This window comes from Streptococcus sp. BS35b (assembly GCF_000286475.1).
Lineage (GTDB): Bacteria > Bacillota > Bacilli > Lactobacillales > Streptococcaceae > Streptococcus > Streptococcus oralis_W.
On record NZ_ALKH01000003.1, the window covers coordinates 1 to 25,667 of the forward strand.

Here is a 25,667-nt window from a genome sequence, read left to right on the forward strand (position 1 = left end):
ATTTTGAATCGCTTCTTTAGAAGATTTATCTCCCTTGTATTGGTCCAAATCCCATGTGAGTTCATAGTAGTTCGTTGAACCAGCTAGAACTTCTTTGCCATCAATATTCACACCTTGCTTGTTCTTGTTAACTTTCAAAGGCTTGATGTAGTTGTTGTTTGGATTGTCAGGATCATTTGGTTTACCTGGAGTCGTTACACGAACAATATTTGACTTAACACCGTAGGCATCGTTAACTGTCAATGTAAAGTTATTTGTATAAGTTGCCCCATCATTCAAGACACGACCAACAACCGTTGGATAAAGAGTTTCAACAGGTTTAGTTAAATCAGCATTGTATGTTGCCAATGTCTCATCAGTAGCCTTAAAGGTTACAGTGTGACTAGCTTTGTCATAGCTTGTTTCAAAACCTTTGCTTGCAGCCTTGGTCGCTTCCAAATCAAACTGATAGCCAGTTGGAAGTAGATCTACCAATACAAACGAAGTTGTTTTTGGACGACCAGCTGTCAACGCTTCTGTTTTCAACTCAAACTTCACTACAGACTGCTTAGCAACTAGAGTACGATCGATATCTACTCCATCCTCGTTTTTAATTTCTTTATTAATCTGAGGTTGTGCAAATAGACGATTGTAATGGAAGTGAACTGTTGGCACCGCTGGTGGTGTTGGCAACTGCTTAGGAGTTGGTGCTACAGGCGGAGTTGGCAATGGATCATAATTTGGCTCTTCTGGTTTTGATGGCTCTGGTTGATCTGGAGTCTTAACTGGTGGTGTTGGCTCATTTTCGTAGTTTGGTGCTACTGGAGCTGGTTCCAATGGTTTCTCTGTCTCATATGTTGGCTCTTCTGGTTTTGATGGCTCCGGTTGATCTGGAGTTTTTACCGGTGGTGTTGGCTCATTTTCATAGCTTGGTGCTACTGGAGCTGGTTCCAATGGTTTCTCTGTCTCATAAGTAGGAGCTTGTGGTGCAGTTGGTGCTACCGGTGGAGTTGGTTTTTCTTTTGTAATTTTCGGAACGTTAACGGCACGAATCTTACCATTGAGTGAGTACCAGATGTTTGGTCTTTTACCTGTATCAACCGCCATAACTGGATCAGAAGGAACTACTAAAGTAGCTGAAATGGCACCGACAGTAACACGGTTAGTTGAACCAGACATGCTAATTGCTCCTGCACCGTACCAAGAGTTTGGAGCATCTGATGAATCCCAACCTGAACCAGGTTGACCATTTGGATACATAGTCCAACGAGATCCACCTTGGCCTTGTTTAAAGTTCAAGGTTTCAGTAGCATAAATCTTTCCGTCTTTTTCTCCAACAGAGGAACCAGAAATTTTAATAAAGTTACCAGTGTAATCCTTGGCCATCTCAATAGAATTATTTTCTCTATTTAGAGATGCTACTGAAAGAAGGGCATTGTCAAAATTAATTGGTTGGTCATTTTCATCATAAAAGGTGAATTCATTCTTTACAAAAATTGATGTATTCTGCTCTGTGTTACCTGTGTATGCCGACGCAAAAACTCCTAGCGTTGGGTCACTAAAAATTCCCAACCATACATTTCCACTAGGATTTTTAAATCTCGAATCTTTATCTATAGTATACTTATAGACTATCTTGGAAACTTTCTTACCATTGTAGTACGTTTTTTGAAGGTTAGTATAAGTCGCAGTTACGCTTTGGCCACGTTTCAAAAGTACTGAGCCCCATTTCACCTCCGTATTATTCCCCACGTTGGTAGTCCAGGTTGATTTAGTCCCAATATTTCCATACAACTCAACAGTTGAAGTAGCTGAATCAGCTTTCTCTAACCCTCTAATATCTAAGTCATCTAGCTGTAAGATTTTTTGATCATATTTGGCTTTCGATGTACTTTTACTAAAAGCTTCATCAACTACAGAGGATTTGAGAAGTGTGCCACCCTCTGTTGTCAAAGATAATTTAGCATCTGGCTCAGAATCATACACCAAACTTTGAGCAGATGGCTTAGACAAGTACCCGTCCTTGTCTTTATTATTTTCAAGTTCTACCAATGCAGCCTTAATTTTTGCCTGCTCTTCATTGTACTCTTTGAGTTTCTGTGGATACTCATCTACATCTTTCTTATACTTGGCAAGATCTGCTTCATATTTCGCAACTTTAGCTTCGTATTCAGCTTTTGCGGCGGCATTCCGCTGCTTGATTTCTTCGTTTTCAGCTTGGAGCGCTGCATTTTTTGCCTTGTTGTCTTCAACAGCCTTTTCATAGGCTGCTTTTGCATCGGCATTAGCTTTTTGAACGCGAGCTAATTCCGTCTGGTATTTGGCCAGCTTAGCTTGGTAGTCTGTTTCGTTTGCTTCGTTTGCTTGTTTGACTGTTGCTAAATCTGCTTCGTATTTCTTCACCGCTGCGTCATAAGTCGCTTTTGCAGTAGCGTTACGTTGCTTAATCGCTTCATTTTCAGCTTGAATTGCTGTGTTTTTAGCTGTGTTTTCTTCAACAGCTTTTTCATAGGCTGCTTTAGCTTCAGCATTAGCTTTTTGTACTCGAGCCAATTCTGTCTGGTAAGCTGCTAATTTAGCTTGATAATCAGCATCATTATCCGCCTTAGCTTTCTTAACAGCTGCAAGATCTGCTTCATACTGCTTCATCGCCGCTTCATAAGTTGCTTTTGCAGTTTCATTACGTTGTTTAATCGCTTCATTTTCGGCTTGAAGCGCTGCATTCTTTGCAGTGTTTTCTTTTACTGCTTTATCATAAGCCTCTTTAGCTTCCGCATTAGCTTTTTGTACTCGAGCTAATTCCGTCTGGTAAGCTGAAAGTTTATTTTGATAGTCCTGTTGACTATCTTCGTTTGCTTTTTTGACAGTTGCTAAATCTTTTTGATATTGTGCTAGCTTAGCCTCATATTCTGCTTTAGCTGTTGCATTGGCAATGTTGATTTTTTCAACTTCTTCTTGATGATTTTTTAGATCTTTTTGATACTTGTCATCCGCTGCTTTGTTTTCAGCATTGATTTTATCTGTTTCAGCCTGATGAGCTGCGACTTCTTTTTTATATTCTTCAGTTGTCTTCTTTATTTCTTCTGCTTGTTTAGCATAGTCACTTTTGATCTCATCTTGTTTTTGAGCATTTTCTGTAGCAGTTGTAGCTGTTCCTTTGTCTTTTGTTTCATCTTGAGCTACCTTAACTCCTGCAGATTTTGCATCGGCAACTGTTTTATCCAAATCAGCTGATGATACTTCTACTGGCAAAGCTGAGTCTTTAGAACCAGCCTTAGCTTGGCTCTCTTTGGCAACTTGGCTCATTTCACCCTGAGCTTCAGGTAGATTTGTGGCTGGGTTTCCTGTAGTAGCCACCTCAACTGTACTTGTACTAGTTGTCTCTGTGACTTCATCAGCAAATACTGCTTTGTCTGCGAAAGCAATCAAAGCAGTTCCTAAAACAGCACCACACAAAGTTTTGGCAACCTTGCTTTTACGAAATCCATAGACTTCTTTTTTATTTTTCATTCTAATCCCTTTCTTATCTAAATTAATCATCTACCATCTATAGTAGCATTTTATGATGCGGGATGCAAACATTTACTCTCCCCCCTTCATTTATCGATAAATCTAACATATTTATAAATGAAATTAAAAAGAAGATGGTTAAACCATCTTCTTTCAGATAAACTATTTATTTTTCAGACAAGGCTGCAAGACCTGGAAGAACTTTACCTTCGAGGAGTTCCATTGATGCTCCACCACCAGTAGAGATCCATGAGAACTTGTCTGCACGACCAAGGTTGATTGCTGCGGCAGCTGAGTCACCACCACCGATGATTGATTTCACGCCTGGTTGTTTCACGATAGCGTCCATGACACCGATTGTACCAGCTTGGAAGTCTGGGTTTTCAAATACACCCATTGGTCCGTTCCATACAACTGTCTTCGCACCAGTTAACTCTTGATCAAATTTAGCAATTGATTTTGGACCGATATCCAAACCAAGGAAACCTGGGTCTACTGCTTCACCTTCAGTGTCTTTCACTTCAGTGTAGTCAGCAAATGCGTTTGCTTCTTTTGAGTCAACTGGCAAGATCAATTTGCCGTTTGCTTTTTCAAGAAGAGCTTTCGCAACATCCAATTTGTCTTCTTCTACAAGTGAGTTACCGATTTCGATACCTTGTGCTTTGTAGAATGTGTAAGTCATCCCACCACCGATAAGAACTTTATCAGCTTTTTCAAGCAAGTTTTCGATAACACCGATCTTGTCTGATACTTTTGAACCACCAAGGATGGCTACGAATGGGCGTTCTGGAGCTTCAACTGCTTCTTTGATGTAAGCAATTTCGTTTTCAAGAAGGAAACCAGCAACAGCTTTTTCAACGTTTGCTGAGATACCAACGTTAGATGCGTGTGCACGGTGAGCTGTACCGAATGCATCGTTTACGAAGATACCATCTCCAAGTGATGCCCAATATTTACCAAGTTCAGGATCATTTTTAGATTCTTTCTTGCCGTCAACATCTTCGAAACGAGTGTTTTCAACCAAGAGAACTTGTCGTCCATCTTCAAGAGCGTTGATTGCTGCTTCCAATTCAGCACCACGTGTAACACCTGGGATAAATTTAACTTCTTGTCCCAATTTAGCAGCCAAGTCAGCAGCTACAGGAGCAAGTGATTTACCTTCTTTGTCTGCTTCTTCTTTTACACGTCCAAGGTGAGAGAAGAGGATTGCACGTCCACCTTGTTCAAGGATGTACTTGATAGTTGGAAGAGCTGCAGTGATACGGTTGTCATTGGTAATCACGCCATCTTTAACAGGTACGTTGAAGTCAACACGAACGAGAACTTTTTTCCCTTTCAAGTCAACGTCTTTAACAGTCAATTTTGCCATTAGATATGACTCCTTCTTTTTTTATACGTGTTAATTATATCACAAAATCCGCAAAAGAGATAGAAAAACCCTAAACTTTTCTTGTTCATTCTTCTATCTATTAACCTAAAAACCTAGGATTACCGTACGGGAAATGGCAATTTTCACATAATTCGGTTGGAATAATTTAGGTAAATTTCTTGATTGATCTGCCTAATTACTTCTATACTATTCTTTTTCTAACACTTTAATCCTTAATATTCTAAACTCTACAGTCCTTCTTTTTGAATTGCTAGGTTTCTTATTATACAATATAACTAAAATAGTTTCTTCAGTTTGTGCTATTTGATATTAAAAGAAGGGGAATTGCTACCATGAAATTAGAAAGACTAATCTATATTTTACTGTCTCTTTTAAATAAGAAGAAAATAACAGCTAAAGAGATTGCAGAGAGGTTTGAAATATCTACTCGAACTGTATATAGAGACATGGATACGCTCAGTTTAGCGGGGATCCCAATCTATTCAGAACGCGGAGATAAGGGAGGTTTCTATATACTAAGCGACTATAAGATAGACAGGAACTTTTTCACTGAGGAAGAGAGACAGTTTATCATTAATATGAGCCAAAATGTTAGTAAAATCGTTGGTCATTCAAGTCTTGACAGTATCGAACACAAGCTGTCTTCTCAAGAAATTACAAGAGCAAACAGTCCTTTTTACTTTGATCTCAGTTCCTGGACTCTTAATACAAATTTTTTACTAGAAATTGAGGAAGCGATACAAACTGAACAGATGATTTCTTTTTCTTACTATTCGAAAAAACAAGAGAAAAGTCAGCGAACCATTATCCCATACAGATTGATCTATAAACTGAATGCTTGGTATGTTATCGGTTACTGCTTAGAAAAATTAGATTTTCGTATTTTTAAATTAACTCGAATTCGTGAACTAGAACTAGTGGAGATAAAAGATAAACCATTCGATTATCCACGTTTATCTCAAGAAAAGTTAGAGCTTTTTTTAAATCCCCCAAAACATAAAGTGGAGGGGCAAGGAGAAGAAATCGAACTAGTTTTTACAAGATTTGCACTCCCAAAAATCTACGATCACTTCACGGAAGAAGAAATCAGAGTCGAGGACGAAATAATAAAAGTTCAGGCATTCAGAGATTTAACTCCTGCATTTTTTGATTTACTCTTAAGCTTTGGTTATCAAGTAAAGGTCGTATCTCCAAGTCACTTACAAAATCTACTGGTCAGTACTCTCAAAAAAAATCTTCAGCAATATGACAACCTGTAGTCATATTTCCTTTTGTATACTCTTAAGTGGGCAAAATATTTCGTGATATTCATCATAGCCCAATTATTTTACAGGAGGTTCCAAATGGATACAAAAACACTTGCAGAAAGCTATTTTACAGCAGTAAATGAGGGAGGCTGGGAAGATTTCGTAGCTGAAAACTTTGATTATGGCATGTGCGATAGTATAGAAATTCGACAAGGACGTGATGTTTATTTGCAAGGCGCAGGCCAATTCTATGCTTTGAGCCAGCATCTTGAAGTGAAGCAATTACTTGTTGATGGTCGAACAGTCTCAGCTTTAAATCGATACCGTCTACATTCTCCTCAAGGAAAAGAACTAGAGCTGGATGTCGCAGAATTTCTGAAATTCGATGAATTTGATAAATTAGTTGCATCCAATATTTATTTCGACACCTATCGTTTCCAAAAATTTATCCAAGGAATTGAATAACAAAAATCTAGCTTCAAATTTACTCTTCAATTTCAAAACTAAAAACAAGGCCTGACTAATCTACAGTCAAACCTTGTTTTTTATTTTTATGAGAAAATCCAAGATTCGTAAATCCGATTAGTCTTCTCTCTTCTTTCTAGCAAGCAAGCCGTAGCCACTCATTACTCCGAGGAGTCCCAGCGCTACTAGACTAGCATCTCTTGTCGCTCCTGTATTTGGAAGCTCTTTACTTACTTCTTCAACTTTTGCTGGTGCTGCTGAAAGAGCTTGATCCCTCGTTTGTGAGACTTGCTCTTCTTTCGTTCCTACTTCAACAATTTCTGGGATTGCTTCCTTAACAACCTCAGTTGAATGAAGGGTGCGTTTGCCCTGACCATCGACTTCTACAAAGCGACGAACTTGACCTTCCACTCCAGCTTGCACAACACGGCGTTGTCCTTTGAGATGGGCGGCGTTTGGTCGCTCCTGACGTTCAAAGGCTGTTGTTTCAGTTTCAATAACTAGTTCAGGGAGGGCCTCAACCGTTGGGGCCACTTCATTTGGATCCATACTTCCAACATGATGGCTTTCTTCTGCAGGAGCTAGTTTCTTATTTAGCTTTTCTTTCATGTCCGCAAAAGCTTGTGGAGTTGGCATCTCTGAAGCTAATAAAGTTTCTGCTTGTTCAATCAACTCAGCTTGAGAATCTTTTTCACGGACGGATTCGAGCAAACCTTCCAATTCTTCTCTAGCAGTTTGGTAACGTTGATTTCCATCCAAATCCGTCCCTGCTTGTTTCAACTCATTCAAAGCCCGGTTGACTTCTTCTTGGCTAGCATTGTGGTTTTCTGCTACAGCTTTCGCTGCAGTGAGCTTCTCTACTAGTGCTGCTTGTTTGTCCTCACTTGAGAAGGTGTAGGCAAGGGTTGACTGACGACCTTGGGCAGCAGTGATTTCTTGTTTGAGGTACTCATCGTTGACAGCTGCTTTTGGAGAAACCAAGACATCAAACTCAGCGGTGTGCCCCTTGTAATGCAAGGTCAAGGTCTGACGACCAGTCTTTTGAGCATCGTAGCCCGTAATTTCAACACCTTGATCTGTGAAGGCATGACTTTCTTCTGTCTCATCATCATAGAGAACGCCGAAGCGACCTTCTGCAAGATCCAGTTGCTCTCCTACTAGATAGTCTGTTTTCGGTTTCTGAGTAATGTACAAACCTGCTACTTCTTTCGGTTTTCCTTCATCTTGACCTGTCACTTGTACCTTTAAGTCACCAGTAACTGGAAGTCCAAGATAGCTAACTGTGAGCTTTTGTTCCCCTTTTTGATGAGCGTCGTAGCCAGATACTGTCACACCTGAGTGAGTAAGGTTAATCAGCTCATCAGCTTGTCCCCCTTCGTACTGAACACGGAGGGTTCCGCCTCTGAGGTCAAGTTTTTCTCCCTCTTTGTAAACTGTCTTCTTAGGCCCTTTTTCAAGGCTAACTGCAGCAATTTTTCTTTCATCCTGCGGAATCGCTACTGCCAATGTGTTACTGATTTCTTTACCAGGTAGTTGGGTACGATAATAGAGTAGATTTGGTTGCTTGTCAAAGGCCAATGGTGCTGTTGCTAGGTCGCCACCATTTTCAGACTTCAAAGTTGCAATTGGCGTTTGTGAATCTGCCTTGTCGTAAACGGTGATAGTTGCACCCGCTGGAACATCAGAGAAGCCGAGTTGAACTTGATGGTTTCCAAGTGAACGAGCGGCTACCTTAGCCATTGGAATATTTTGGCTTTCTGTATCCAAGATTTCGTACATCTTCCAGTTGTAGATACGAATGGCCTTCCAAGGTGTCCCGTTATCTGAAGTGATAACTTTTAGACGCCAGTCTTGAGCAGTGATTGGTTTGTCAAGAGTGATATCCGTAACGTGTGCTTTGTTGCCACGGACTTCCTTAGCTAACTTCCATTCACCATCTGCATCTTTATAATAAAGGTCAAAGTCTTTGGTGTTCATCAAACCATCGTTGACAGACTCACCACCAGCTCCCGCATGATCCATGACCCATCTAACAACGGTACGTGGCTTGGTCAAGCGAATATCCACACTACCGCTCAACTGAGCTGAAGACCACTTATCTGACAAGCTAGTAATGGTACCGTTCAACATGCCTTCGATACCTTCTCCACCTTCAGTATTTGGGAAAGTGCTATCGATAACCTTTGCACCTGGAACGATATTTTCAGCTAAAGGTCTTGGAAGAGTCGTATCCTGAACTGTCATCCCCCAGTTAAAGGATGCCGTCGCAGCTTCGGAACGGAGGCCATTTTTACCAACTGCAACGACTTTCAGTTCCTGAGTCGTACCAGTCGCATTAGCAGAACGGCTAACTTTTGGCAAGTAGATGGTTGAAGCAGATGAACCTGTCAACAAACGCCAGTTATCACCGTCTTTTTCGTAGACTTCATAGAAATCCGCATCTTGATTACCCGAAAATTGAACCACTGCTTCAGCTTCTTGGGCATTTTTAAGAGATTGTTTCACCACAGAAAGGCCTGTTGGAGCTTGCGGTGCTTGGTGATTGTCCGTGATAGTTAATTGTCCTAGGTTGAACTGATAATCTTTTACAGCACCTTCATGTTCGAAGAAGAGTTTAACTGCATAGATGGTTTTACCTGCTAGTGAGCTAAGGTCAAATTCTTCATTCTTCCAGTTATCAGAAAGTGTTAGCTCTTTCCATGCGGCTGCATCCTCAAATTTGTAGTCTGGTGTTGTAGAGAAAGCCATATAAACTTTAGAGCCTTTTCCTCCCTTGTGGGCAACACGAAGTTTGGTTTTCTCAGTTACTTCTAATTTGGTAGAATACAAATTCACATCCTGGTCCGTCTTACCAGCAACATCACCTGAGAATTTAAGAGAATTACCGCCATTGTAGGCATCTGTAAAGTCGTATTCTGCACGAAGTTTTTCCCCCGTTGAAGTCTGCCACCAGCGCCAAGTTGGCAAGACACCTGAAACAGAACGGTAGTTCCACTCAGAATCCTTAGAAACTTTACCGTCTACAAACCATTTTCTACCATGACCTGTATTAAAGGAGGTCGTGAAGGTTCGGCCAACTGCTGGTGTGCGGTCAGCAACTAAATTGGCAATCCCATACCACTCTTTATCTGCTGGTTTTTGAGCCGTTGGATCTCCTTGGTAACCTGTAAAGAAGATGTCTTCGTTCTTGTGGTAGTCTTCACCTGTTTTTCCTAGACTGGTAATCGTATCTGGTGCAAAAAGTCCAAGTGACAAACGCAACTTGCCTTTTTCATCTAAGAGGGCATCCCATTTGACTTTGGTCTTATAAGAGCCACCTTGTTGCAATTCCAAGCCTGCAAAGACATCATACTGGCTACGTTCTAGCCATTTTGCCATCTCTACGGAGTGGTCATTCTTTTCCTTGTTCCAGTTGAAATTGGCAAAAAATTGATCTGCAGGTACCTTGTCTCCTTCTTTTTGCATGAACTGGTAGTTGTAATCACCTAGGCCATCTTCGTGGTAACGACCGTATTTGTAGGTCATGGCATCGTACCAAGCATACTTGATTGGGTGGTTGACCTTAGCTGCATATTCCTTTGTATAGAGCATGAATTGGCGCATTTTTTCACCAAGAGGTTCTACCAATTCACCCGTTGTTTCCTGATTGATGAAATAGCCATCAAATCCGTAATACTTAGCAAGATCGACAAGTTTTCGTGCGATAGGGAAGGTGCCATCTGCGTCTTGTTTCAAGGCAGCTGCAAATTTCTCTTGGTCAGCAATGCTGTTTGACCAGTTGAAAAAGAGTGTTCCATAAACGGGAACTCCGTTGCGGTGACCGGCATCAATGACATCTGGAGTAGGGACTAGGCCTTCCCAGAAGACCATTGAATCCAAGTATTGCCAGTAGTCAAAAGCATAGGCCTTGAATTCTTCTCCACCAACAGAAGCGTGGTCTTTAGCTTTCGAGTTGGTATTTGCCAGCGCCTGAACCTTGGCTCTTCTGCTTGCTTTTTCATTGACCAACTGACCTCTATGGCGCTTGGCGAGTTCAACTGAGGAACGGTTAATGGGATCATCCTCACGCGCACCCGGTTCCCATTTCAACAAATCTTCCCATGTATCAAATTTGATTTCTTTTGGTCGGAGACTCTTTTCTTCATTTTTAGGAACGTCTGCTAGAGTCGGTTTGTCGGCTTTCTTCTCAGCCACTTGAGGAGCTTCCTCTGGTTTGACTTCTTCTTTTTCAGTTGGTTGAATAGGTTTTTCAGCTTTATCTGTCGGAGTTGGCTTTGCTTCTTCTTTTTCATTAACCAAATCCGTTATTGCTGGAGTGTTTTCCGAAATTGGTTGCTCAGCTACTTTGTTCTCTGTTTCCGATAATTGTTTTTCGATAGCTGCAGTGTCTGGATTAGTTGTCTCATTAGTACTTGTAGCTTGAACGCTCGTATTAGTAGCTGTTTCAGGGACAGCGACCTGTTCAGCAAGAGCTGGGCTTGCAAACAGAGCTGAACCAATCATCAAGGAACAAGCCCCGATTGACAGCTTACGAATACTGTAACGGCAACGTTTTTCAAAAAATAGATCTTTCATCTTATCCTCCTAATAAAATATAAAGTAAGCGCTTCACTTTTTTGATAAAAAGTAACTGTTCTCTGTGCACACCACCAGAACAGGATCATCTTCATTTTATCCTATACGAAAGCGATGTCAATCTATTTAACATAAAAACTATAACTAGGATAATAATCAGTAAAATTTGGACATAATCCTATAAATCATCTATCTCAAAGGGAATCTATCTCTCATTTTAAAAGAAAGTTCTTGTTTCTTATGAAAATTTCAGCTAAACACTTGTGAGATTTACTTTTATCCTTTAAAATAGAATAGGAGAAATTCCGTTATTATTTTCCGGAGGAAAAAGAAATGTCCATTAATTGGCAGGAAATTTTATTTCACTTTTTAGGAGGTCTAGGACTGTTTTTATACAGTATCAAGACCATGGGAGACGGTTTGCAACAAGCTGCTGGAGATCGCCTTCGTTTTTACATTGACAAGTACACTAGCAATCCCTTTTTAGGTGTTCTAGTCGGGATTGTCGTGACTGCCCTGATTCAGTCAAGTACAGGGGTCACAGTTATCACGGTTGGGCTAGTCAGCGCTAGTCTTCTCACTCTTAGACAGGCTATCGGAATTATCATGGGAGCTAACATCGGAACCACCGTTACTTCCTTTATCATCGGTTTCAAGCTTGGTGAGTATGCTTTACCCTTGATTTTCCTTGGAACCATGTTCCTCTTCTTTACAAAAAACAGAACAGCAAACAATATCGGGCGCATCCTGTTTGGTGTCGGGGGAATCTTTTACGCCCTTAACCTCATCAGTGCCGGTATGAGTCCGCTTAAAGATTTACCACAATTCAAGGAATATATGGTAACCTTGGGACAAAATCCTATTTTAGGAGTAGTAGCTGGTGCAGTGATTACCGTCCTCATCCAGGCTTCCTCGGCTACAATCGGGATTTTGCAAGGCCTCTATGCAGGTGGGTTCCTTGACCTTAAAGGTTCGCTACCAGTTCTCTTCGGAGATAATATCGGGACAACCCTAACCGTTATCCTAGCAGCTGCTGGAGCTAACATCTCCGCTAAACGTGTTGCGGCAACTCACGTTACCTTTAACGTTTTAGGAACCATCCTTTGCTTAATCTTGTTAGGCCCCTTCACTGCTATGATTGAGTATTTCCAAGCTTTACTTCATCTCTCACCTGAGATGACCATCGCCTTCTCTCACGGTGCCTTTAACGTAAGCAATACCATTGTACAATTTCCATTCATCGGAGCCTTGGCCTACTTTGTAACCAAGATTATCCCTGGCGAAGACGAAGTTGTTAAGTACGAGCCTCTTTATCTCGACGAACAACTTATCCAGCAATCTCCTTCTATTGCCCTAGGAAATGCCAAAAAAGAACTCTTGCACTTGGGGAACTATGCAGCCAAAGCTTTTGACCTTTCTTATACCTATATCATCGGTTTGGATGCAAAGGTAGCTGAAAAAGGGCACAAGACAGAGGAAGCCATCAATACTATCGATGAAAAACTCACTCGTTACCTCATCAGACTCTCAAGCGAATCCTTGAGTCAAAAGGAAAGCGAAGTCTTGACCAACATCCTGGATTCATCTCGTGATTTGGAACGGATTGGGGACCACGCAGAAGGCTTGCTCAACCTAACCGACTACCTCCAACGTAAGAATGTTCAATTCTCTGGTGCTGCTTTGCAGGAATTGGCGGATATCTATCAAAAAACTACTGACTTTATCAAGGATGCCCTTGATAGTGTGGAAAACAATGATATTGAAAAAGCTCAAAGTCTGGTTGAACGCCATAAAGAAATCAACAATATGGAACGCGTTCTCAGAAAGACCCACATCAAACGCCTTAACAAGGGTGAGTGTTCTACACAAGCTGGAGTCAACTTTATCGACATCATTTCCCACTACACTCGTGTGTCTGACCATGCTATGAACCTAGCCGAAAAGGTCATTGCTGAACAAATCTAATACTCTTCGAAAATCTCTTCAAACCACGTCAACGTCGCCTTGCCGTACTCAAGTACAGCCTGCGGTTAGTTTCCTAGTTTGCTCTTTGATTTTCATTGAGTATAAGTACCAAGAAGCTATCCTGAATGGGATGGCTTTTTCATTTCCTCATCAAAAATGTTTTTTCTGACATATAAAAAATGCTTTGATTCTCAATGGAATCAAAGCATTTTAAAGAGTTCACCAAACATAATAGCAGAAACCGCGGTTCCTCTGTACTTAGCTTCTTCTCTTTTGATAAAGCGAGCCAAGTTGATCAACTCAGGTGCTGGGTGTTTGGGATTGATGAGCAATTCACGGGTGACCAGTCCTGAGAGACGGACTGCTAGTAATTGCTCATTTGTAGTAGGTAGTTTTTTAGCAGTCTCTAGGAGAGCAGCAACTAAATCTTCACTCAAGCCCTGACGGGCATGGTTATAGAGATCTCTTATAAGGCTTTCTAGGTTTGGTTCTGCCATCCGGCACCTCCCTTATGTTTAATAATGTTTAATCAAATCAACCGTTGAACGATCCAGTTTTTTCACCAAGGCTTGCAAGAAAGCTTGGGCTTCTAGGAAGTCATCCATCGCGTAGAGGGTTTGGTGAGAGTGGATATAACGGGCACAGACACCGATAGTTGTAGATGGGACACCACCATTTTTCAGATGAGCTGCTCCAGCGTCCGTTCCGCCTTTTCCACAGTAGTATTGGTACTTGATGCCAGCTTCTTCAGCCGTTGTCAAAAGGAAATCCTTCATCCCCGGAAGAAGCAAATGACCTGGATCGTAGAAGCGAATCAAGGTTCCATCCCCAATCTTACCTTGGCCACCATAGACATCACCAGCAGGTGAGCAATCCACAGCAAGGAAAACTTCTGGATCAAACTTAGTTGTAGAAGTATGAGCGCCACGAAGACCAACCTCTTCTTGGACATTGGAGCCAAGATAGAGTTCATTTCCGAGTTTTTGACCTGAAAGGGCTTCTGCAAGCTCGCTTACCATGAGAACACCGTAGCGGTTATCCCAAGCTTTCGAAATGATATTTTTTTCATTGGCTGTCAAGATAGCAGAGCTATCAGGGACAATGGTGTCACCTGGACGGATTCCAAAACTTTCTGCCTCAGCCTTGTCTGCAAAACCACCATCAAAGACAATATCCGAAATAGCAGGCATAGTTGGTCCGCCCTTTCCACGTGTCAAATGTGGAGGAACAGAACCTGAGATTACAGGAATTTCACGACCGTCACGAGTAAAGAGTTTGAAACGTTGGCTGCTGACTACCATTGGATTCCAACCACCGATTTCAACGACACGGAAGGTTCCGTCTGGCTTAATCTCGCTGACCATAAAACCAACTTCGTCCATGTGAGAAGCGACCAAAACGCGTGGCGCATCCGCAACTTCTGAATGCTTGATACCAAAAATACCACCCAAGCCATCTGTCACTACTTCATCCACATGCGGAGTCAACTTCTCACGAAGATAAGTCCGGACAGGTGCTTCATGACCTGAGATCGCAGCAAGCTCTGTTACTTCTTTGATTTTTGAAAATAATGTTGTCATATCAGTTCCTTCTTTCTGTCCTCCATTTTACCACTTTTTATAGGAGAAGGATAGTGGGAAGTTGGATTGGTTTTTACTAGTTTATCCTATAAAATAGAGGAGCAGATATTATTTCAGGAATTTTTCTTTCTTTTTACATTAAATTGTCAGAAAATTTATTGACAGATTAAAGAAATCATGTTACATTTATATCCGCAGGTACCTTTCGGTACCAAATCTACACGAAAGGACGGGGTATGAAACTCTCTCATATTTTAACAGGCTTACTTCTACTCCTAGTCTTTCTATCCATCACCATAGGAACCAGTGATTTTTCTTGGGAAAAATTCTTTGCTTTTGACCAGCAGACTTGGCTTCTTTTTCAAGAATCGCGTCTTCCAAGAACCATCAGTATTCTCCTTGCAGCCTCTAGTATGAGCATGGCGGGACTCCTCATGCAGACTATCACCCAAAATCAGTTTGCTGCACCAAGCACAGTTGGAACGACTGAAGCCGCCAAACTGGGAATGGTGTTGAGCCTCTTCGTCTTTCCGTCTGCGAGTCTGACCCAAAAGATGCTCTTCGCTTTGGGCTCATCCATCTTATTTACTCTCTTCTTCCTGGCCTTTATGACTATTTTTTCAATAAAGGAAAGGTGGATGTTGCCTCTGATTGGGATCATCTATAGCGGGATTATCGGTTCTGTCACAGAAGTTATCGCCTATCGTTTCAATCTGGTTCAGAGTATGACTGCTTGGACCCAGGGCTCCTTCTCCATGATTCAGACTCATCAGTATGAGTGGCTCTTCTTAGGCCTCATTATCCTGATAGCCGTTTGGAAATTATCCCAAACCTTTACCATCATGAATCTGGGCAAAGAAGCTAGCGAGAGTTTGGGGATTTCTTACTCCCTACTTGAAAAGCTGGCCCTCTTTCTAGTGGCGCTAACGACAAGTGTCACCATGATTACCGTGGGTGCCTTGCCATTTCTTGGGGTCATCGTTCCCAATCTGGTCCGCAAGCGCTATGGAGATAATCTGAGCCAAACCAAACTCATGGTCGCTCTGGTCGGCGCCAATCTGGTTCTTGCCTGCGACATCCTCTCTCGAGTCTTGATTCGGCCCTATGAGCTGTCTGTCAGTCTCCTACTAGGAATCATCGGTAGTCTCGTCTTTATCCTACTTCTCTGGAGAGGGGGACAAAAGGATGAAGTTTAAAAGCAAACATACCAGGCTCTTCTGCCTTCTCATTATTCTGGCCATCGGAGCTTGTCTCCTCTACTTTTGGCCTATTAGTCACCTATCTGTCTTTGCTTGGAAACTTCGTTCTCAAAAGATTATCGTTTATCTCTTGGTAGCTATCGCAACAGGGATTTCGACCATTAGTTTTCAAACCCTGACGGAAAATCGCTTCCTGACGCCAAGTATTTTGGGAATCGAATCCTTCTATGTCTTGCTACAAACCCTGCTACTGGTTTTTGAGAGCAAATTTCTTCAGTTTGAAAAGTCTCCTATCTTAGAATTTTTAATCTTACTTCTTGTCCAATCCCTCTTCTTTCTTGCCTTACAAGGCTACTTGAAGACACTGATGAAACAAGACCTGGTCTTCATCCTACTAATCTGTCTAGCACTCGGAAGTCTCTTTCGAAATATCAGTACCTTCCTCCAAGTCCTGATGGATCCAAATGAATACGATAAACTGCAGAACAGTCTCTTTGCCTCTTTTCAGCATCTCAATACTTCCATCCTAGCCATCGGTTCTCTAATCATCCTTGCTTTGACAATCTTTTTCTTTCGAAAAGCAGTCATTCTAGATGTCTTGCACCTGCAAAGAGAAACAGCTCAGATATTGGGGCTCGATGTCGAAAAAGAACAGAAAGAACTCCTCTGGGGCATCGTACTTTTGACCTCAACGGCTACTGCCTTGGTAGGACCTATGGCCTTCTTCGGCTTTATGCTGGCCAATCTCACTTACCTGATTGTCAAAGATTATCGACACAAGTTACTCTTTATCGTGGCCATTCTGATTGGATTTATTAGCTTAACCTTGGGGCAAGCCCTCATCGAACGAGTCTTTGCTTTGGAAATTCGCATCAGCATGATTATTGAGAGCGTTGGAGGTCTCTTATTCTTTATCTTACTTTACAGGAGGGCGCGTCGGTGAAACTGAAAAACATTGACAAATCCATTCAAAAACAGGATATTTTGCAAGACATTTCCCTTGAAGTCAGTCCTCAGAAACTGACAGCCTTCATTGGTCCAAATGGTGCTGGAAAATCAACTCTTCTCTCCATCATGAGCAGACTGACCAAGAAGGATCAGGGAATTCTCAGCATCAAAGGCCGTGAAATCGAGAGTTGGAATTCGCAAGAACTAGCCAAAGAACTGACTATCCTAAAGCAGAAGATCAATTACCAAGCCAAATTGACTGTAGAAGAATTGGTCAGCTTTGGACGTTTTCCCTACAGCCGTGGCCGACTGAGGGCAGAAGACTGGGAAAAAATCCGAGAAACTCTGGACTATCTGGAACTGACAAACTTAAAAGACCGCTACATCGATAGTCTGTCTGGTGGACAGTTGCAACGTGTCTTTATCGCTATGGTACTGGCCCAAGATACAGACTTTATCTTGCTAGACGAACCGCTCAATAATCTCGATATCAAGCAAAGTGTCAGCATGATGCAGATCCTTCGGCGACTGGTGGAGGAACTCGGCAAGACCATTATCATCGTCCTCCACGATATCAACATGGCCAGCCAGTATGCGGATGAAATTGTTGCCTTTAAAGACGGTCAAGTCTTTTGCAAGGGAACGACTGCTCAAATCATGCAGGCTGACCTGCTCAGTCAACTCTATGAGATTCCCATCACGCTGGCGGATATCAATGGCAAAAAGATCTGTATCTATAGCTAGCTATTCTGAACTCATGTTAGAGATTCCTCTGTCTCTTAGCTAACAAGCCTATCTAAGAGACCCCTATATCGTTATCACATTTTAAAAAGGAGAAATCATGAAAACATCCCTTAAACTTTATCTCACTGCCCTAGTGGCTAGCTTCTTGCTCCTACTTGGTGCATGTAGTACAAATACAAACTCAAGCACTAGCCAGACAGAGACAAGTAGCTCTGCTCCAACAGAGATAACCATTAAAAGTTCACTAGATGAGGTCAAACTTTCAAAGGTTCCTGAAAAGATTGTGACCTTTGACCTCGGTGCTGCCGATACTATTCGCGCTTTAGGTTTTGAAAAGAATATCGTTGGAATGCCTACAAAAACTGTTCCGACTTACCTAAAAGATCTCGCAGGAAATGTCAAAAATGTTGGTTCTATGGTTGAGCCAGACCTAGAAGCCATTGCTGCTCTTGAACCGGATTTGATTATCGCTTCTCCACGTACCCAAAAATTCGTAGACAAGTTCAAAGAAATCGCCCCAACCGTGCTCTTCCAAGCAAGTAAGGACGACTACTGGACTTCTACCAAGGCCAACATCGAATCCCTAGCAAGCGCCTTTGGTGAAACTGGTACACAGAAAGCCAAGGAAGAATTGGCTAACCTAGACAAGAGCATCCAAGAAGTCGCTACCAAAAACGAAAGTTCTGACAAAAAAGCCCTTGCGATTCTCCTCAATGAAGGAAAAATGGCTGCCTTTGGTGCCCAATCTCGTTTCTCTTTCTTGTATCAAACCTTGAAATTCAAGCCAACTGATACTCAATTTGAAGACTCTCGACACGGACAAGAAGTCAGCTTTGAAAGTGTCAAAGAAATCAATCCTGACATCCTCTTTGTCATCAACCGTACCCTTGCCATTGGTGGGGACAACTCTAGCAACGATGGCGTCCTAGAAAATGCCCTTATCGCTGAAACTCCTGCTGCTAAAAATGGTAAAATTATCCAACTAACACCAGACCTCTGGTATCTAAGCGGAGGCGGACTTGAATCAACTAAACTCATGATCGAAGACGCTCAAAAAGCTTTGAAATAAACAAGAAAACCCAACATCAGGTGATGTTGGGTTTATTTTTCTTCTTGATTTCGTTTGAGGGAAAAGTGGTCTGGGACGGGGTCTTCTCCTATTAGGAACCAAAAGAAAATTCCTTATAAAAACAGTATAGTTATCTCTAATTGTAGTTTTGAAAATTAGCGTCTCCCTCTTTTTGATCGTCTATAAGTCCGCTGATATTTCTTTTTTCTAAAATAGATAAATATTAAAACAAAGGCAAAAATGAGTAGCATTATAGTTAGATAAATACGTATAAATGAAGAGTCTGCTACTGAATCTTTTGATTCACTCAGTCCTTCTTTAAATACCCTATGTCCTCTAACCAATAAACGATGAGTATTAACACCATAAGGAGTACATGTAACCAGAGTACAATAATCTTTTTGAGAATCTATTTGTAGAGCAGATAAATCTTCAGGAAGCACCGTTAAACTCTGATCCACTTCATAAATTAGAGTTTTATCTAAAATATGAATCATAAACGTATCTCCATTTTCCAGCTCATTTAAATTTGTAAATAGTTTTGCTGAAGGGAGACCACGGTGTCCCGAAATAACAGAATGTGTTCCCACCCCTCCGATGGGAAGGGATGTCCCCGCAATGTGTCCAATTGCTATCTCCAACACAGCTTCATCAGTACCATGGTAAATTGGGAGCTTGGTGTTCAATTTTGGTATTTCCACATAAGCCATGATTCCAGTACCAGTAATATCCAATGTTGTGTTGTACCTTTCCTCCTCATCCTTGGTAAGATTGAGATGAGGATTGACACCGATAGGTAACTGCTTATTGTACAGTTCCGCTTCAGACAGTTGATTATCTTTTTCTTGTTGATTTATTATTTCTACATCACGCTTATAGGATGCAATGGCTTCTGACTGGTGATAAGAATTCCAAATATCACTAAATGTTGGATATAATATTAACGATAAACCACTTAATAAAAGGACAATCAACAAAATAGTAACAAATTGCCTCTTAATAAAAGAAATCATACCGGACACCTCACCCCCTTTTAATCAAATGAAGGAGATAGATATTATAAACTATCTCCTTTTTATAATCTTAATTATTTGTTTTCTTTCTTACAGCTAGTAAAATTCCTGCTCCAATCACTAAGAGCGAACCCATAACATACAGCATTGTTGTTCCAACACTACCTGTTGAAGGAAGAATTGAACCTTTCTTATTGACAACTGTAGTGGTTAATGAGCCATCGACAATATTAGAAGTAAACACCAGTTTATTAGTAGACGTTGACGTCGCCTCTAATGTATTTAAAATTGGGTTATCAGACGCTTTATCCACATCGGCAGAAATTGTAAACTCTACGTCTGCAATTGTATTGTAACCAGCAGGTGTAACCGTCTCAGAAAGTTTATAATCGCCAACATTAAGACCTTTAAATGTAAAAGTCGTAGTTTCGCCGGCTGTTATCTCTTCTACTTTATTGTAGACTCCAGTAGAATCTTTTTTATAAAGTGTGAAACCTGCTCCTTTAAGAGGAGTTCTTGAATCTTGATCCACTTTATTTACAATGACTTGATAAGTAAAGACAACAACTTTATCCTTTGGTGTCACTCCCTTACTTCCACCACCTGTACTATTTGGATTGTTTGAATAGGTTAAGCTAGCTGTATTTGAATTTCCTGTTGATCCAATTACTGCACTTTCATTAAGTTTCGCTGTATAACGCACAACAATCTTTGAATCTTTTGTAATATTTACTGTTTGACCGCGATCATCTTCTGACACAGTTTTCAAGTCATTCACTACATAACTTGAGCCATCCGCAGCAATTGTAAATTTGTTTGTTATTTCCTGCTCAGTAGAACCATTCACAACATAGACTTTCGCATCATTATTATAAGTTAAACCAGAAGACAATGAATCATTAAATGAAAGATAGTATTCTTTATAGGATTCATAATTGCTTGGCAATGTAGCTGTCAATTGATAAGGTACTGACTCTCCAATTGCATAACTAGCTGCATCACGATAATCATCTCCTGATTGAACTTTCTTTTCAATTTTGGGAACATCCGATTTCAATTTTGCTTGTGTATTCTTAACCACCTCTAGAATAAAGCGAGTATACGCATCATTAGTACCATTTTGCGTTCCTTCTTTATCTTTGATCAAGTAGTATCCTGCAGATAAACCTGAAATGATTGTTGTTGTCTCTGTACTTACTACTGTTGCAGAAGGGGTCTGCAGATATAATGCAACATCTTTAGCAAATTGCTGTGCTTCTGTCGCATCTGTAGCCTTCCCATCTAAACTCTCAGCTTTAGCCACGGCATCACCAAGGGCTGTTTGTCCAGCTGCACTGACACCCTTCCCCCATTTTATATTTGAAAGAGTACTATTCGATAAGTCCCCACTAAAGATTTGGTAAACTTCATAAGTATGACCTGTTGTTGTTCCATTTAAGGTCACCGTATAGGTATCACTAGCAAATACCTTATTGCTAACAATCATCATTAATACAGCTACAAAGCCTATTAATGCCCATTTTATTTTTTTCATGTTTATTCTCCTTGAAATAAATTATTTTATTTTTTATAAAGAACAGATCGTAATTAATATTTTCTTACGTGTTGCTTACGACGTAAAACTAAAAGAATAACTGAAACTACGATCATTATTCCTCCAACAATCATATATAACAATACTCCCTTACCTCCTGTTCCAGGCAAACCATATTCCTTTTGAACAGTATTTGTGATTGTTATATTTCCATTATTGTTAGCAGAGTATGTTGTATCATAACCCTTAACTACATCTTCACTAACAGTATAATCTATCTTTTTGTCATTACTTGTATATTCTGGTAAATTAGTAAATTCATGCATCCAATTTCCATTTGCATCAGCAACAATCGTCGCAGTTTGAATAACTTCACCATCTGCTAATAGGTTAACGACAATAGATTGTGGACGTTTTTTATATTTATCATTGTAATCATCCCACACTTTTGTCACTTTGACACTGGTTCTAGTTGGCGTTGAATTTTTCGTTGTATTGGTTTTAACTTCATTGTCTCCAGATGCTACTTGGGCTGTGTTCTCAATCAATTTATCATTAGCATCATCATTAACTTTCACTTTAAAGGACACCTTGAAGATTTCGCCGTTAGCAACATTCTTTGTCCAAGTAATCTTACCATTAGTGAATGTTCCCTCATTGTCTACCGAGTCTTCAATATAAGTGGTGTACTTAGGAATAGTATCTGTTATAGTAACATCACGTGACTCTCCAGTTGTGTTCTGGTAAGTTACTGTGTAAGTTAGAACCTGCCCCCACTGAACTTTTTCACCATCAATACTAATATTTGAATCATTTACAACATCTTTTTTAGGTTTTTTAGGCGTTGGATTATTAGTTGGATTGGTATCCACATCCATTAATCCATCACTCACATGCCCAGTGTTGATAATTTCCTCACCATCAACGTTCTCGTTTACTCTTACTTTAAATGTAACTACGAAGGTCTCATCCTTCAAAACTCTTTTTACCCAAGTAAGTTTACCATCAGCATATGCACCACTATTATCTGCAGAATTATCTACATAGGTTGTTAGCTTTGGAATAGTATCTGTTATAGTAACATCACGATCACTATCAGTTGTATTGGTATATTTTATAGTATAGGTTAAAACATCTCCCGGTTGGACGGCTTTACCATTAATCGTTGTACCTGAATCATTTTGAACATCTTTAACAGGTTTGGTATATTCTTCAATAACCCATTTCCCAATAAAGTGAGCGTCTTTGTTATTGATAACCTCAGAATTTTTATCATATCCCTTAAAGACCCAATTACCTTCAGGAACGCTGACTTTTGTAATACCATTTTTGGGTTGATCCGGTGTCACGGTTGTTCCATTTGGAATATTTAATTGATCCGCTGGTAATAAATCTAGAACGGCTTGTGGTAAAGTTTTATCTGGTGTACCACTGATAAATTCATGCGTTTTCTTATATAAAACCTTTGTCGTAACAGTGTTTGAGTGAGACGGAACATTGTCTATCTCTTGAGTAACACGGTTCTCAATTTCTGTACCGTTTTGGAGAATTTTATCATTTGTTACCGTCTTATAGGTAATCGTATAATTCTGGCCACCATTGCCTCGTTTTAGATGTTTTTGATCAATAGTAACTGTCACCTTTTGTTTCTCAACCGTTACAGTATAATCCGTTCCTTCCGTTAAGGTCTGTCCTTCAAGCTGAACAGTCAGACTCTTATAGTCTAATCGTTCATCAAAAGTATCAATCATCTTCATGGAAGTTAGGTCATCGATAACATCCTTACCTGGAACCGGCATCTTGTATTTAGTTGTATACGTCAACTCCTGACCAACTACTGGTGTAATAGCGTTTTTATCTACTTCTTTTGTAGGCGGTGTAGAGGGCACCTCAGTGTAGAACCCAAAGAGTCCACCACACACAGCCGTTGTTCCATAAGAAAAGGACATTTTATTATCTACTGATCGAACTGCAAGACCCGTTATATTATGCTCATTCCAATCCCCACTTGTTCCAGCAGGGTTTGTAGGTAACCATGTTGTTTTATTCCCACTAGTAGACTCGTTAAGATTGTTGGCGTTATTCTCCACTATCTTATCAATCGTATTGTCAATATTATATAACGAGAATGACTCTTTTAGACCCCTACTAATAACATCAATATCAGAAGGGTTCATAACCATCTTTAAATCACAAGGCGTGCCATCCTGATATCTCAACTCAGCTGTTACATTAGCATCGAACCAATAAGTTTGATACATATCATGAGTGACGGTAGGATGAGAAGGATAGATATAATCCATTATTTGGATTGATTTCGTCCCCCAATTTTCGTCCACTGTTAAAAAAGGGACAACTGTTTTTGCGCTGTTATTATAATCATCATTTTTAGACGCAAGATGTGTTGTCACACTATTAACGGTGATATATACATCCACAACCTTATCATAAACTGTACCTGCATTAGTAAACTTCAGAGCAAGTGGTTCTGAAAAATCCTGATTTTCCTTTGTTTTATCTACCTTTAATGAAAATACTGTACTATTCTTCCAGTTACCATTAGCTGGCACAACATCCTTTACTACTGAGCCATTTTGACTCAAAATTTCCATATTTTCCTGTCTCAAAGCGAACTGATATAAATTGATATTAGATAAATCGATATCATTCCTACTCCTTGTTAGAGCAGACGAGCTCTCTAATGGAAATATTATACATAAAAGACTGATGATTGTAATAAAAAACAATACAGCTTTTTTGTACACTCTCTTCATCATAGTGTGGAGTTCCTCCCTTTTTATGTCCAAAAAATTTAGCTTATCCTTAAATATTTTACATTATTTCACTTTAAAAATCAATATAAGTAAAAAATTAAATTTATATATATATTGAGATGTTTTAACAGAAAAGGTGATGATTATACTGACTTACTCTTCTTGATTCCGTTTGAGGGAAAAGTGGTCTGGGACAGGATCTTTTCCTATTTTCGACCAAGGATGACAACGCAAAATCCGAGCCAAGCCCATCAGAACACCCTTGAAGCCATGTTTTTCAATAGCCTGAATCATGTAGTTGGAACAAGTCGGCTCAAAGCGACAAGAAGGTGGAAAGGCTGGCGAGATAAAGCGTTGGTAAAAGCGTACTGGCGCTATTAAGATTCGTTTCATTAATTTTTTGTCACAGCCATGGTGTGTAGTTGGCTGATTTCTTTTTTATTAAGGCGACGGGATTCTCCTGGACGAAGACCTGTCAAGTCTAAGTGTCCAAAACGTGTCCGAGATAACTTATCCACTTGAAGACCGACAGCTTCAAACATCTTTTTAACCTGATGGTTACGCCCTTCATGGATGGTCAACTGTACCACAGAGCGATTTTTAACTAGATCCACTTTGAGAATTTCATAAACAGCTGGCTTGGTTTTCTTGCCATCAATTTCAAGACCACGGGTCAAGGGGCGGAGATTGTCCTTATTGGCCACGCCTTTAACACGCGCGACATAGACCTTGTCAATCTCATTACGGGGGTGAATCATTTCATCCGTAAAGTCACCATCATTGGTCAAAATCAAGACACCGGATGTATCCCAGTCCAAACGTCCCACAGGGTAAATGCGTTCCTTGACATTGGGCAAGAGGTCCACAACAGTCTTACGACCCTTATCATCTGTCACACTGGAAATCACTCCACGTGGTTTGTTAAGCAGATAGTAAACCTTTTCTTCGTTGTAGATGGGCTGGCCTTCCACTTCGACCTTGTCACCAGCCTTGATGGTGGTTGCTAGTTCACGCACTACTTGGCCGTTAACTGTCACCAAACCTTGCTTGATCAACTCTTCTGCTTTTCTCCTACTGGCCACACCTGCGTGGGCAATATATTTATTGATTCTCATCTTCTTCTATCCTTTCACCAAATAATTGGCTTTCTTGGGCTTGAATCTCAAGCTCATCAATCACTGGCAGTTCTTCCAAATGGTTAATTCCCATGTAATCTAGGAAATAATCCGTAGTCACATAGAGGTTGGGGCGGCCCAACACTTCTTTCTTTCCATCTTCTCTTATCAATTCAAAAGCTTGTAGCTTAGCTAGAGCTCCACTAGAATTAACCCCACGAATAGCATCAATCTCAATTCGAGTAATCGGTTGCTTGTAGGCAATGATGGACAAGGTCTCAAGGGCAGCCCGAGACAAACTTTGGTTGATGGGTGCCTTGGAGTATTCCTTCAAAATCGCTGCAAATTGAGGCTTAGTGACCAATCTGTATGCGCCACCTGTCTCGATCAGGGACAAGCTCGACTCTTGGTCTTTTTCATATTTCTGGGCTAATTTTTCTAAACTCTGTTGGATACCTGTCGGTGGCAGTGAGAGGAGTTCAGCCAACTGACGGACCCGAATCCCATCTTCACCTGCTACAAACAAGAGCGCTTCTATTTCTGCTAAAGTACTCATCTTT

General features: G+C 40.6%; 18 protein-coding genes. 7 read left to right on the forward strand and 11 right to left on the reverse strand.

Annotation, left to right across the window (positions count from 1 at the left end; all coding sequences use genetic code 11):
* On the reverse strand, nt 1-3,489 hold a 3,489-nt coding region (locus tag HMPREF1149_RS05440), incomplete at its 3' end, for an antigen I/II family LPXTG-anchored adhesin (RefSeq protein ID WP_000791193.1).
* Between the two features lie 166 nt (nt 3,490-3,655).
* Nucleotides 3,656-4,858 (reverse strand): phosphoglycerate kinase, encoded by a 1,203-nt coding sequence (locus tag HMPREF1149_RS05445; protein WP_001096768.1) that lies wholly within the window; start codon nt 4,856-4,858, stop codon nt 3,656-3,658.
* Between the two features lie 353 nt (nt 4,859-5,211).
* On the opposite strand from HMPREF1149_RS05445, the gene HMPREF1149_RS05450 reads away from it, so the two are divergent.
* A complete protein-coding gene (locus tag HMPREF1149_RS05450) occupies nt 5,212-6,138 on the forward strand; it encodes a helix-turn-helix transcriptional regulator (protein WP_000764438.1) in 927 nt (308 codons plus the stop codon).
* An 84-nt stretch (nt 6,139-6,222) separates the two neighbouring features.
* Nucleotides 6,223-6,591 (forward strand): hypothetical protein, encoded by a 369-nt coding sequence (locus HMPREF1149_RS05455; RefSeq protein ID WP_002879468.1) that lies wholly within the window; start codon nt 6,223-6,225, stop codon nt 6,589-6,591.
* 117 nt (nt 6,592-6,708) lie between these two features.
* On the opposite strand, the gene HMPREF1149_RS05460 is transcribed toward HMPREF1149_RS05455, so the two are convergent.
* Nucleotides 6,709-11,166 carry an endo-beta-N-acetylglucosaminidase gene (locus HMPREF1149_RS05460; RefSeq protein ID WP_000653742.1) on the reverse strand — a complete coding sequence of 1,486 codons (4,458 nt, stop codon included), beginning with the start codon at nt 11,164-11,166 and terminating at the stop codon, nt 6,709-6,711.
* Between the two features lie 333 nt (nt 11,167-11,499).
* Here HMPREF1149_RS05460 and HMPREF1149_RS05465 point away from each other — a divergent pair, with 333 nt between their 5' ends.
* Complete coding sequence (locus HMPREF1149_RS05465) at nt 11,500-13,131, forward strand: Na/Pi cotransporter family protein (protein WP_000026667.1); 1,632 nt, start codon at nt 11,500-11,502, stop codon at nt 13,129-13,131.
* Between the two features lie 200 nt (nt 13,132-13,331).
* On the opposite strand, the gene HMPREF1149_RS05470 is transcribed toward HMPREF1149_RS05465, so the two are convergent.
* Both HMPREF1149_RS05470 and pepA read right to left on the reverse strand, forming a co-directional pair.
* Nucleotides 13,332-13,628, reverse strand: a complete 297-nt coding sequence (locus tag HMPREF1149_RS05470) for a bacteriocin immunity protein (RefSeq protein WP_000840146.1) — start codon at nt 13,626-13,628, stop codon at nt 13,332-13,334.
* 18 nt (nt 13,629-13,646) lie between these two features.
* A complete protein-coding gene (gene pepA, locus HMPREF1149_RS05475; protein WP_000209188.1) occupies nt 13,647-14,711 on the reverse strand; it encodes a glutamyl aminopeptidase in 1,065 nt (354 codons plus the stop codon).
* Nucleotides 14,712-14,947: 236 nt separating this feature from the next.
* Here pepA and HMPREF1149_RS05480 point away from each other — a divergent pair, with 236 nt between their 5' ends.
* From HMPREF1149_RS05480 to HMPREF1149_RS05495, 4 genes are all read left to right on the forward strand, one after another.
* Entirely contained in the window at nt 14,948-15,907 is a 960-nt protein-coding gene (locus HMPREF1149_RS05480) for an ABC transporter permease (protein WP_000777221.1), read from the forward strand.
* Nucleotides 15,897-16,853 carry an iron chelate uptake ABC transporter family permease subunit gene (locus HMPREF1149_RS05485; RefSeq protein ID WP_000669698.1) on the forward strand — a complete coding sequence of 319 codons (957 nt, stop codon included), beginning with the start codon at nt 15,897-15,899 and terminating at the stop codon, nt 16,851-16,853. The genes HMPREF1149_RS05480 and HMPREF1149_RS05485 overlap by 11 nt, the downstream gene beginning before the upstream one ends.
* Complete coding sequence (locus HMPREF1149_RS05490; RefSeq protein ID WP_000769165.1) at nt 16,850-17,602, forward strand: iron ABC transporter ATP-binding protein; 753 nt, start codon at nt 16,850-16,852, stop codon at nt 17,600-17,602. The genes HMPREF1149_RS05485 and HMPREF1149_RS05490 overlap by 4 nt, the downstream gene beginning before the upstream one ends.
* A 97-nt stretch (nt 17,603-17,699) precedes the next feature.
* The gene (locus HMPREF1149_RS05495) at nt 17,700-18,671 is read left to right on the forward strand and encodes a siderophore ABC transporter substrate-binding protein (RefSeq protein ID WP_000858286.1); all 972 of its coding nucleotides are present in this window, start codon (nt 17,700-17,702) and stop codon (nt 18,669-18,671) included.
* A gap of 155 nt (nt 18,672-18,826) precedes the next feature.
* Here HMPREF1149_RS05495 and HMPREF1149_RS05500 read toward each other — a convergent pair whose 3' ends face one another.
* The 6 genes from HMPREF1149_RS05500 to scpB all read right to left on the reverse strand — a co-directional run bounded on the left by HMPREF1149_RS05500 (nt 18,827) and on the right by scpB (nt 25,663).
* The gene (locus tag HMPREF1149_RS05500) at nt 18,827-19,684 is read right to left on the reverse strand and encodes a class C sortase (protein ID WP_000622814.1); all 858 of its coding nucleotides are present in this window, start codon (nt 19,682-19,684) and stop codon (nt 18,827-18,829) included.
* Between the two features lie 70 nt (nt 19,685-19,754).
* On the reverse strand, nt 19,755-21,218 hold the full coding sequence (locus HMPREF1149_RS05505; RefSeq protein ID WP_000721539.1) for an isopeptide-forming domain-containing fimbrial protein: 1,464 nt from the start codon (nt 21,216-21,218) through the stop codon (nt 19,755-19,757).
* Nucleotides 21,219-21,271: 53 nt separating this feature from the next.
* The gene (locus tag HMPREF1149_RS05510) at nt 21,272-23,995 is read right to left on the reverse strand and encodes an Sgo0707 family adhesin (protein ID WP_000977992.1); all 2,724 of its coding nucleotides are present in this window, start codon (nt 23,993-23,995) and stop codon (nt 21,272-21,274) included.
* Nucleotides 23,996-24,145: 150 nt separating this feature from the next.
* Nucleotides 24,146-24,385, reverse strand: a complete 240-nt coding sequence (gene yidD, locus HMPREF1149_RS05515; protein WP_000821621.1) for a membrane protein insertion efficiency factor YidD — start codon at nt 24,383-24,385, stop codon at nt 24,146-24,148.
* Nucleotides 24,385-25,107, reverse strand: coding sequence for a pseudouridine synthase (locus tag HMPREF1149_RS05520; RefSeq protein WP_001222210.1), 723 nt, complete (start codon nt 25,105-25,107; stop codon nt 24,385-24,387). The genes yidD and HMPREF1149_RS05520 overlap by 1 nt, the downstream gene beginning before the upstream one ends.
* Nucleotides 25,094-25,663 carry an SMC-Scp complex subunit ScpB gene (gene scpB, locus HMPREF1149_RS05525; RefSeq protein WP_000105289.1) on the reverse strand — a complete coding sequence of 190 codons (570 nt, stop codon included), beginning with the start codon at nt 25,661-25,663 and terminating at the stop codon, nt 25,094-25,096. Before scpB ends, HMPREF1149_RS05520 begins: the two co-directional genes overlap by 14 nt.
* Between the last annotated feature and the right edge of the window lie 4 nt (nt 25,664-25,667).

What these genes read in the sequence shown, in the direction of transcription:
- HMPREF1149_RS05460 (WP_000653742.1), bottom strand. Translation starts at nt 11,166, where the DNA reads ATGAAAGATCTATTTTTTGAAAAACGTTGCCGTTACAGTATTCGTAAG.
- scpB (WP_000105289.1), bottom strand. Translation starts at nt 25,663, where the DNA reads ATGAGTACTTTAGCAGAAATAGAAGCGCTCTTGTTTGTAGCAGGTGAA.
- HMPREF1149_RS05500 (WP_000622814.1), bottom strand. Translation starts at nt 19,684, where the DNA reads ATGATTTCTTTTATTAAGAGGCAATTTGTTACTATTTTGTTGATTGTC.
- HMPREF1149_RS05465 (WP_000026667.1), top strand. Translation starts at nt 11,500, where the DNA reads ATGTCCATTAATTGGCAGGAAATTTTATTTCACTTTTTAGGAGGTCTA.
- HMPREF1149_RS05520 (WP_001222210.1), bottom strand. Translation starts at nt 25,107, where the DNA reads ATGAGAATCAATAAATATATTGCCCACGCAGGTGTGGCCAGTAGGAGA.
- HMPREF1149_RS05455 (WP_002879468.1), top strand. Translation starts at nt 6,223, where the DNA reads ATGGATACAAAAACACTTGCAGAAAGCTATTTTACAGCAGTAAATGAG.
- HMPREF1149_RS05470 (WP_000840146.1), bottom strand. Translation starts at nt 13,628, where the DNA reads ATGGCAGAACCAAACCTAGAAAGCCTTATAAGAGATCTCTATAACCAT.
- HMPREF1149_RS05495 (WP_000858286.1), top strand. Translation starts at nt 17,700, where the DNA reads ATGAAAACATCCCTTAAACTTTATCTCACTGCCCTAGTGGCTAGCTTC.
- HMPREF1149_RS05480 (WP_000777221.1), top strand. Translation starts at nt 14,948, where the DNA reads ATGAAACTCTCTCATATTTTAACAGGCTTACTTCTACTCCTAGTCTTT.
- HMPREF1149_RS05505 (WP_000721539.1), bottom strand. Translation starts at nt 21,218, where the DNA reads ATGAAAAAAATAAAATGGGCATTAATAGGCTTTGTAGCTGTATTAATG.
- HMPREF1149_RS05450 (WP_000764438.1), top strand. Translation starts at nt 5,212, where the DNA reads ATGAAATTAGAAAGACTAATCTATATTTTACTGTCTCTTTTAAATAAG.
- HMPREF1149_RS05445 (WP_001096768.1), bottom strand. Translation starts at nt 4,858, where the DNA reads ATGGCAAAATTGACTGTTAAAGACGTTGACTTGAAAGGGAAAAAAGTT.
- yidD (WP_000821621.1), bottom strand. Translation starts at nt 24,385, where the DNA reads ATGAAACGAATCTTAATAGCGCCAGTACGCTTTTACCAACGCTTTATC.
- HMPREF1149_RS05510 (WP_000977992.1), bottom strand. Translation starts at nt 23,995, where the DNA reads ATGATGAAGAGAGTGTACAAAAAAGCTGTATTGTTTTTTATTACAATC.
- HMPREF1149_RS05485 (WP_000669698.1), top strand. Translation starts at nt 15,897, where the DNA reads ATGAAGTTTAAAAGCAAACATACCAGGCTCTTCTGCCTTCTCATTATT.
- pepA (WP_000209188.1), bottom strand. Translation starts at nt 14,711, where the DNA reads ATGACAACATTATTTTCAAAAATCAAAGAAGTAACAGAGCTTGCTGCG.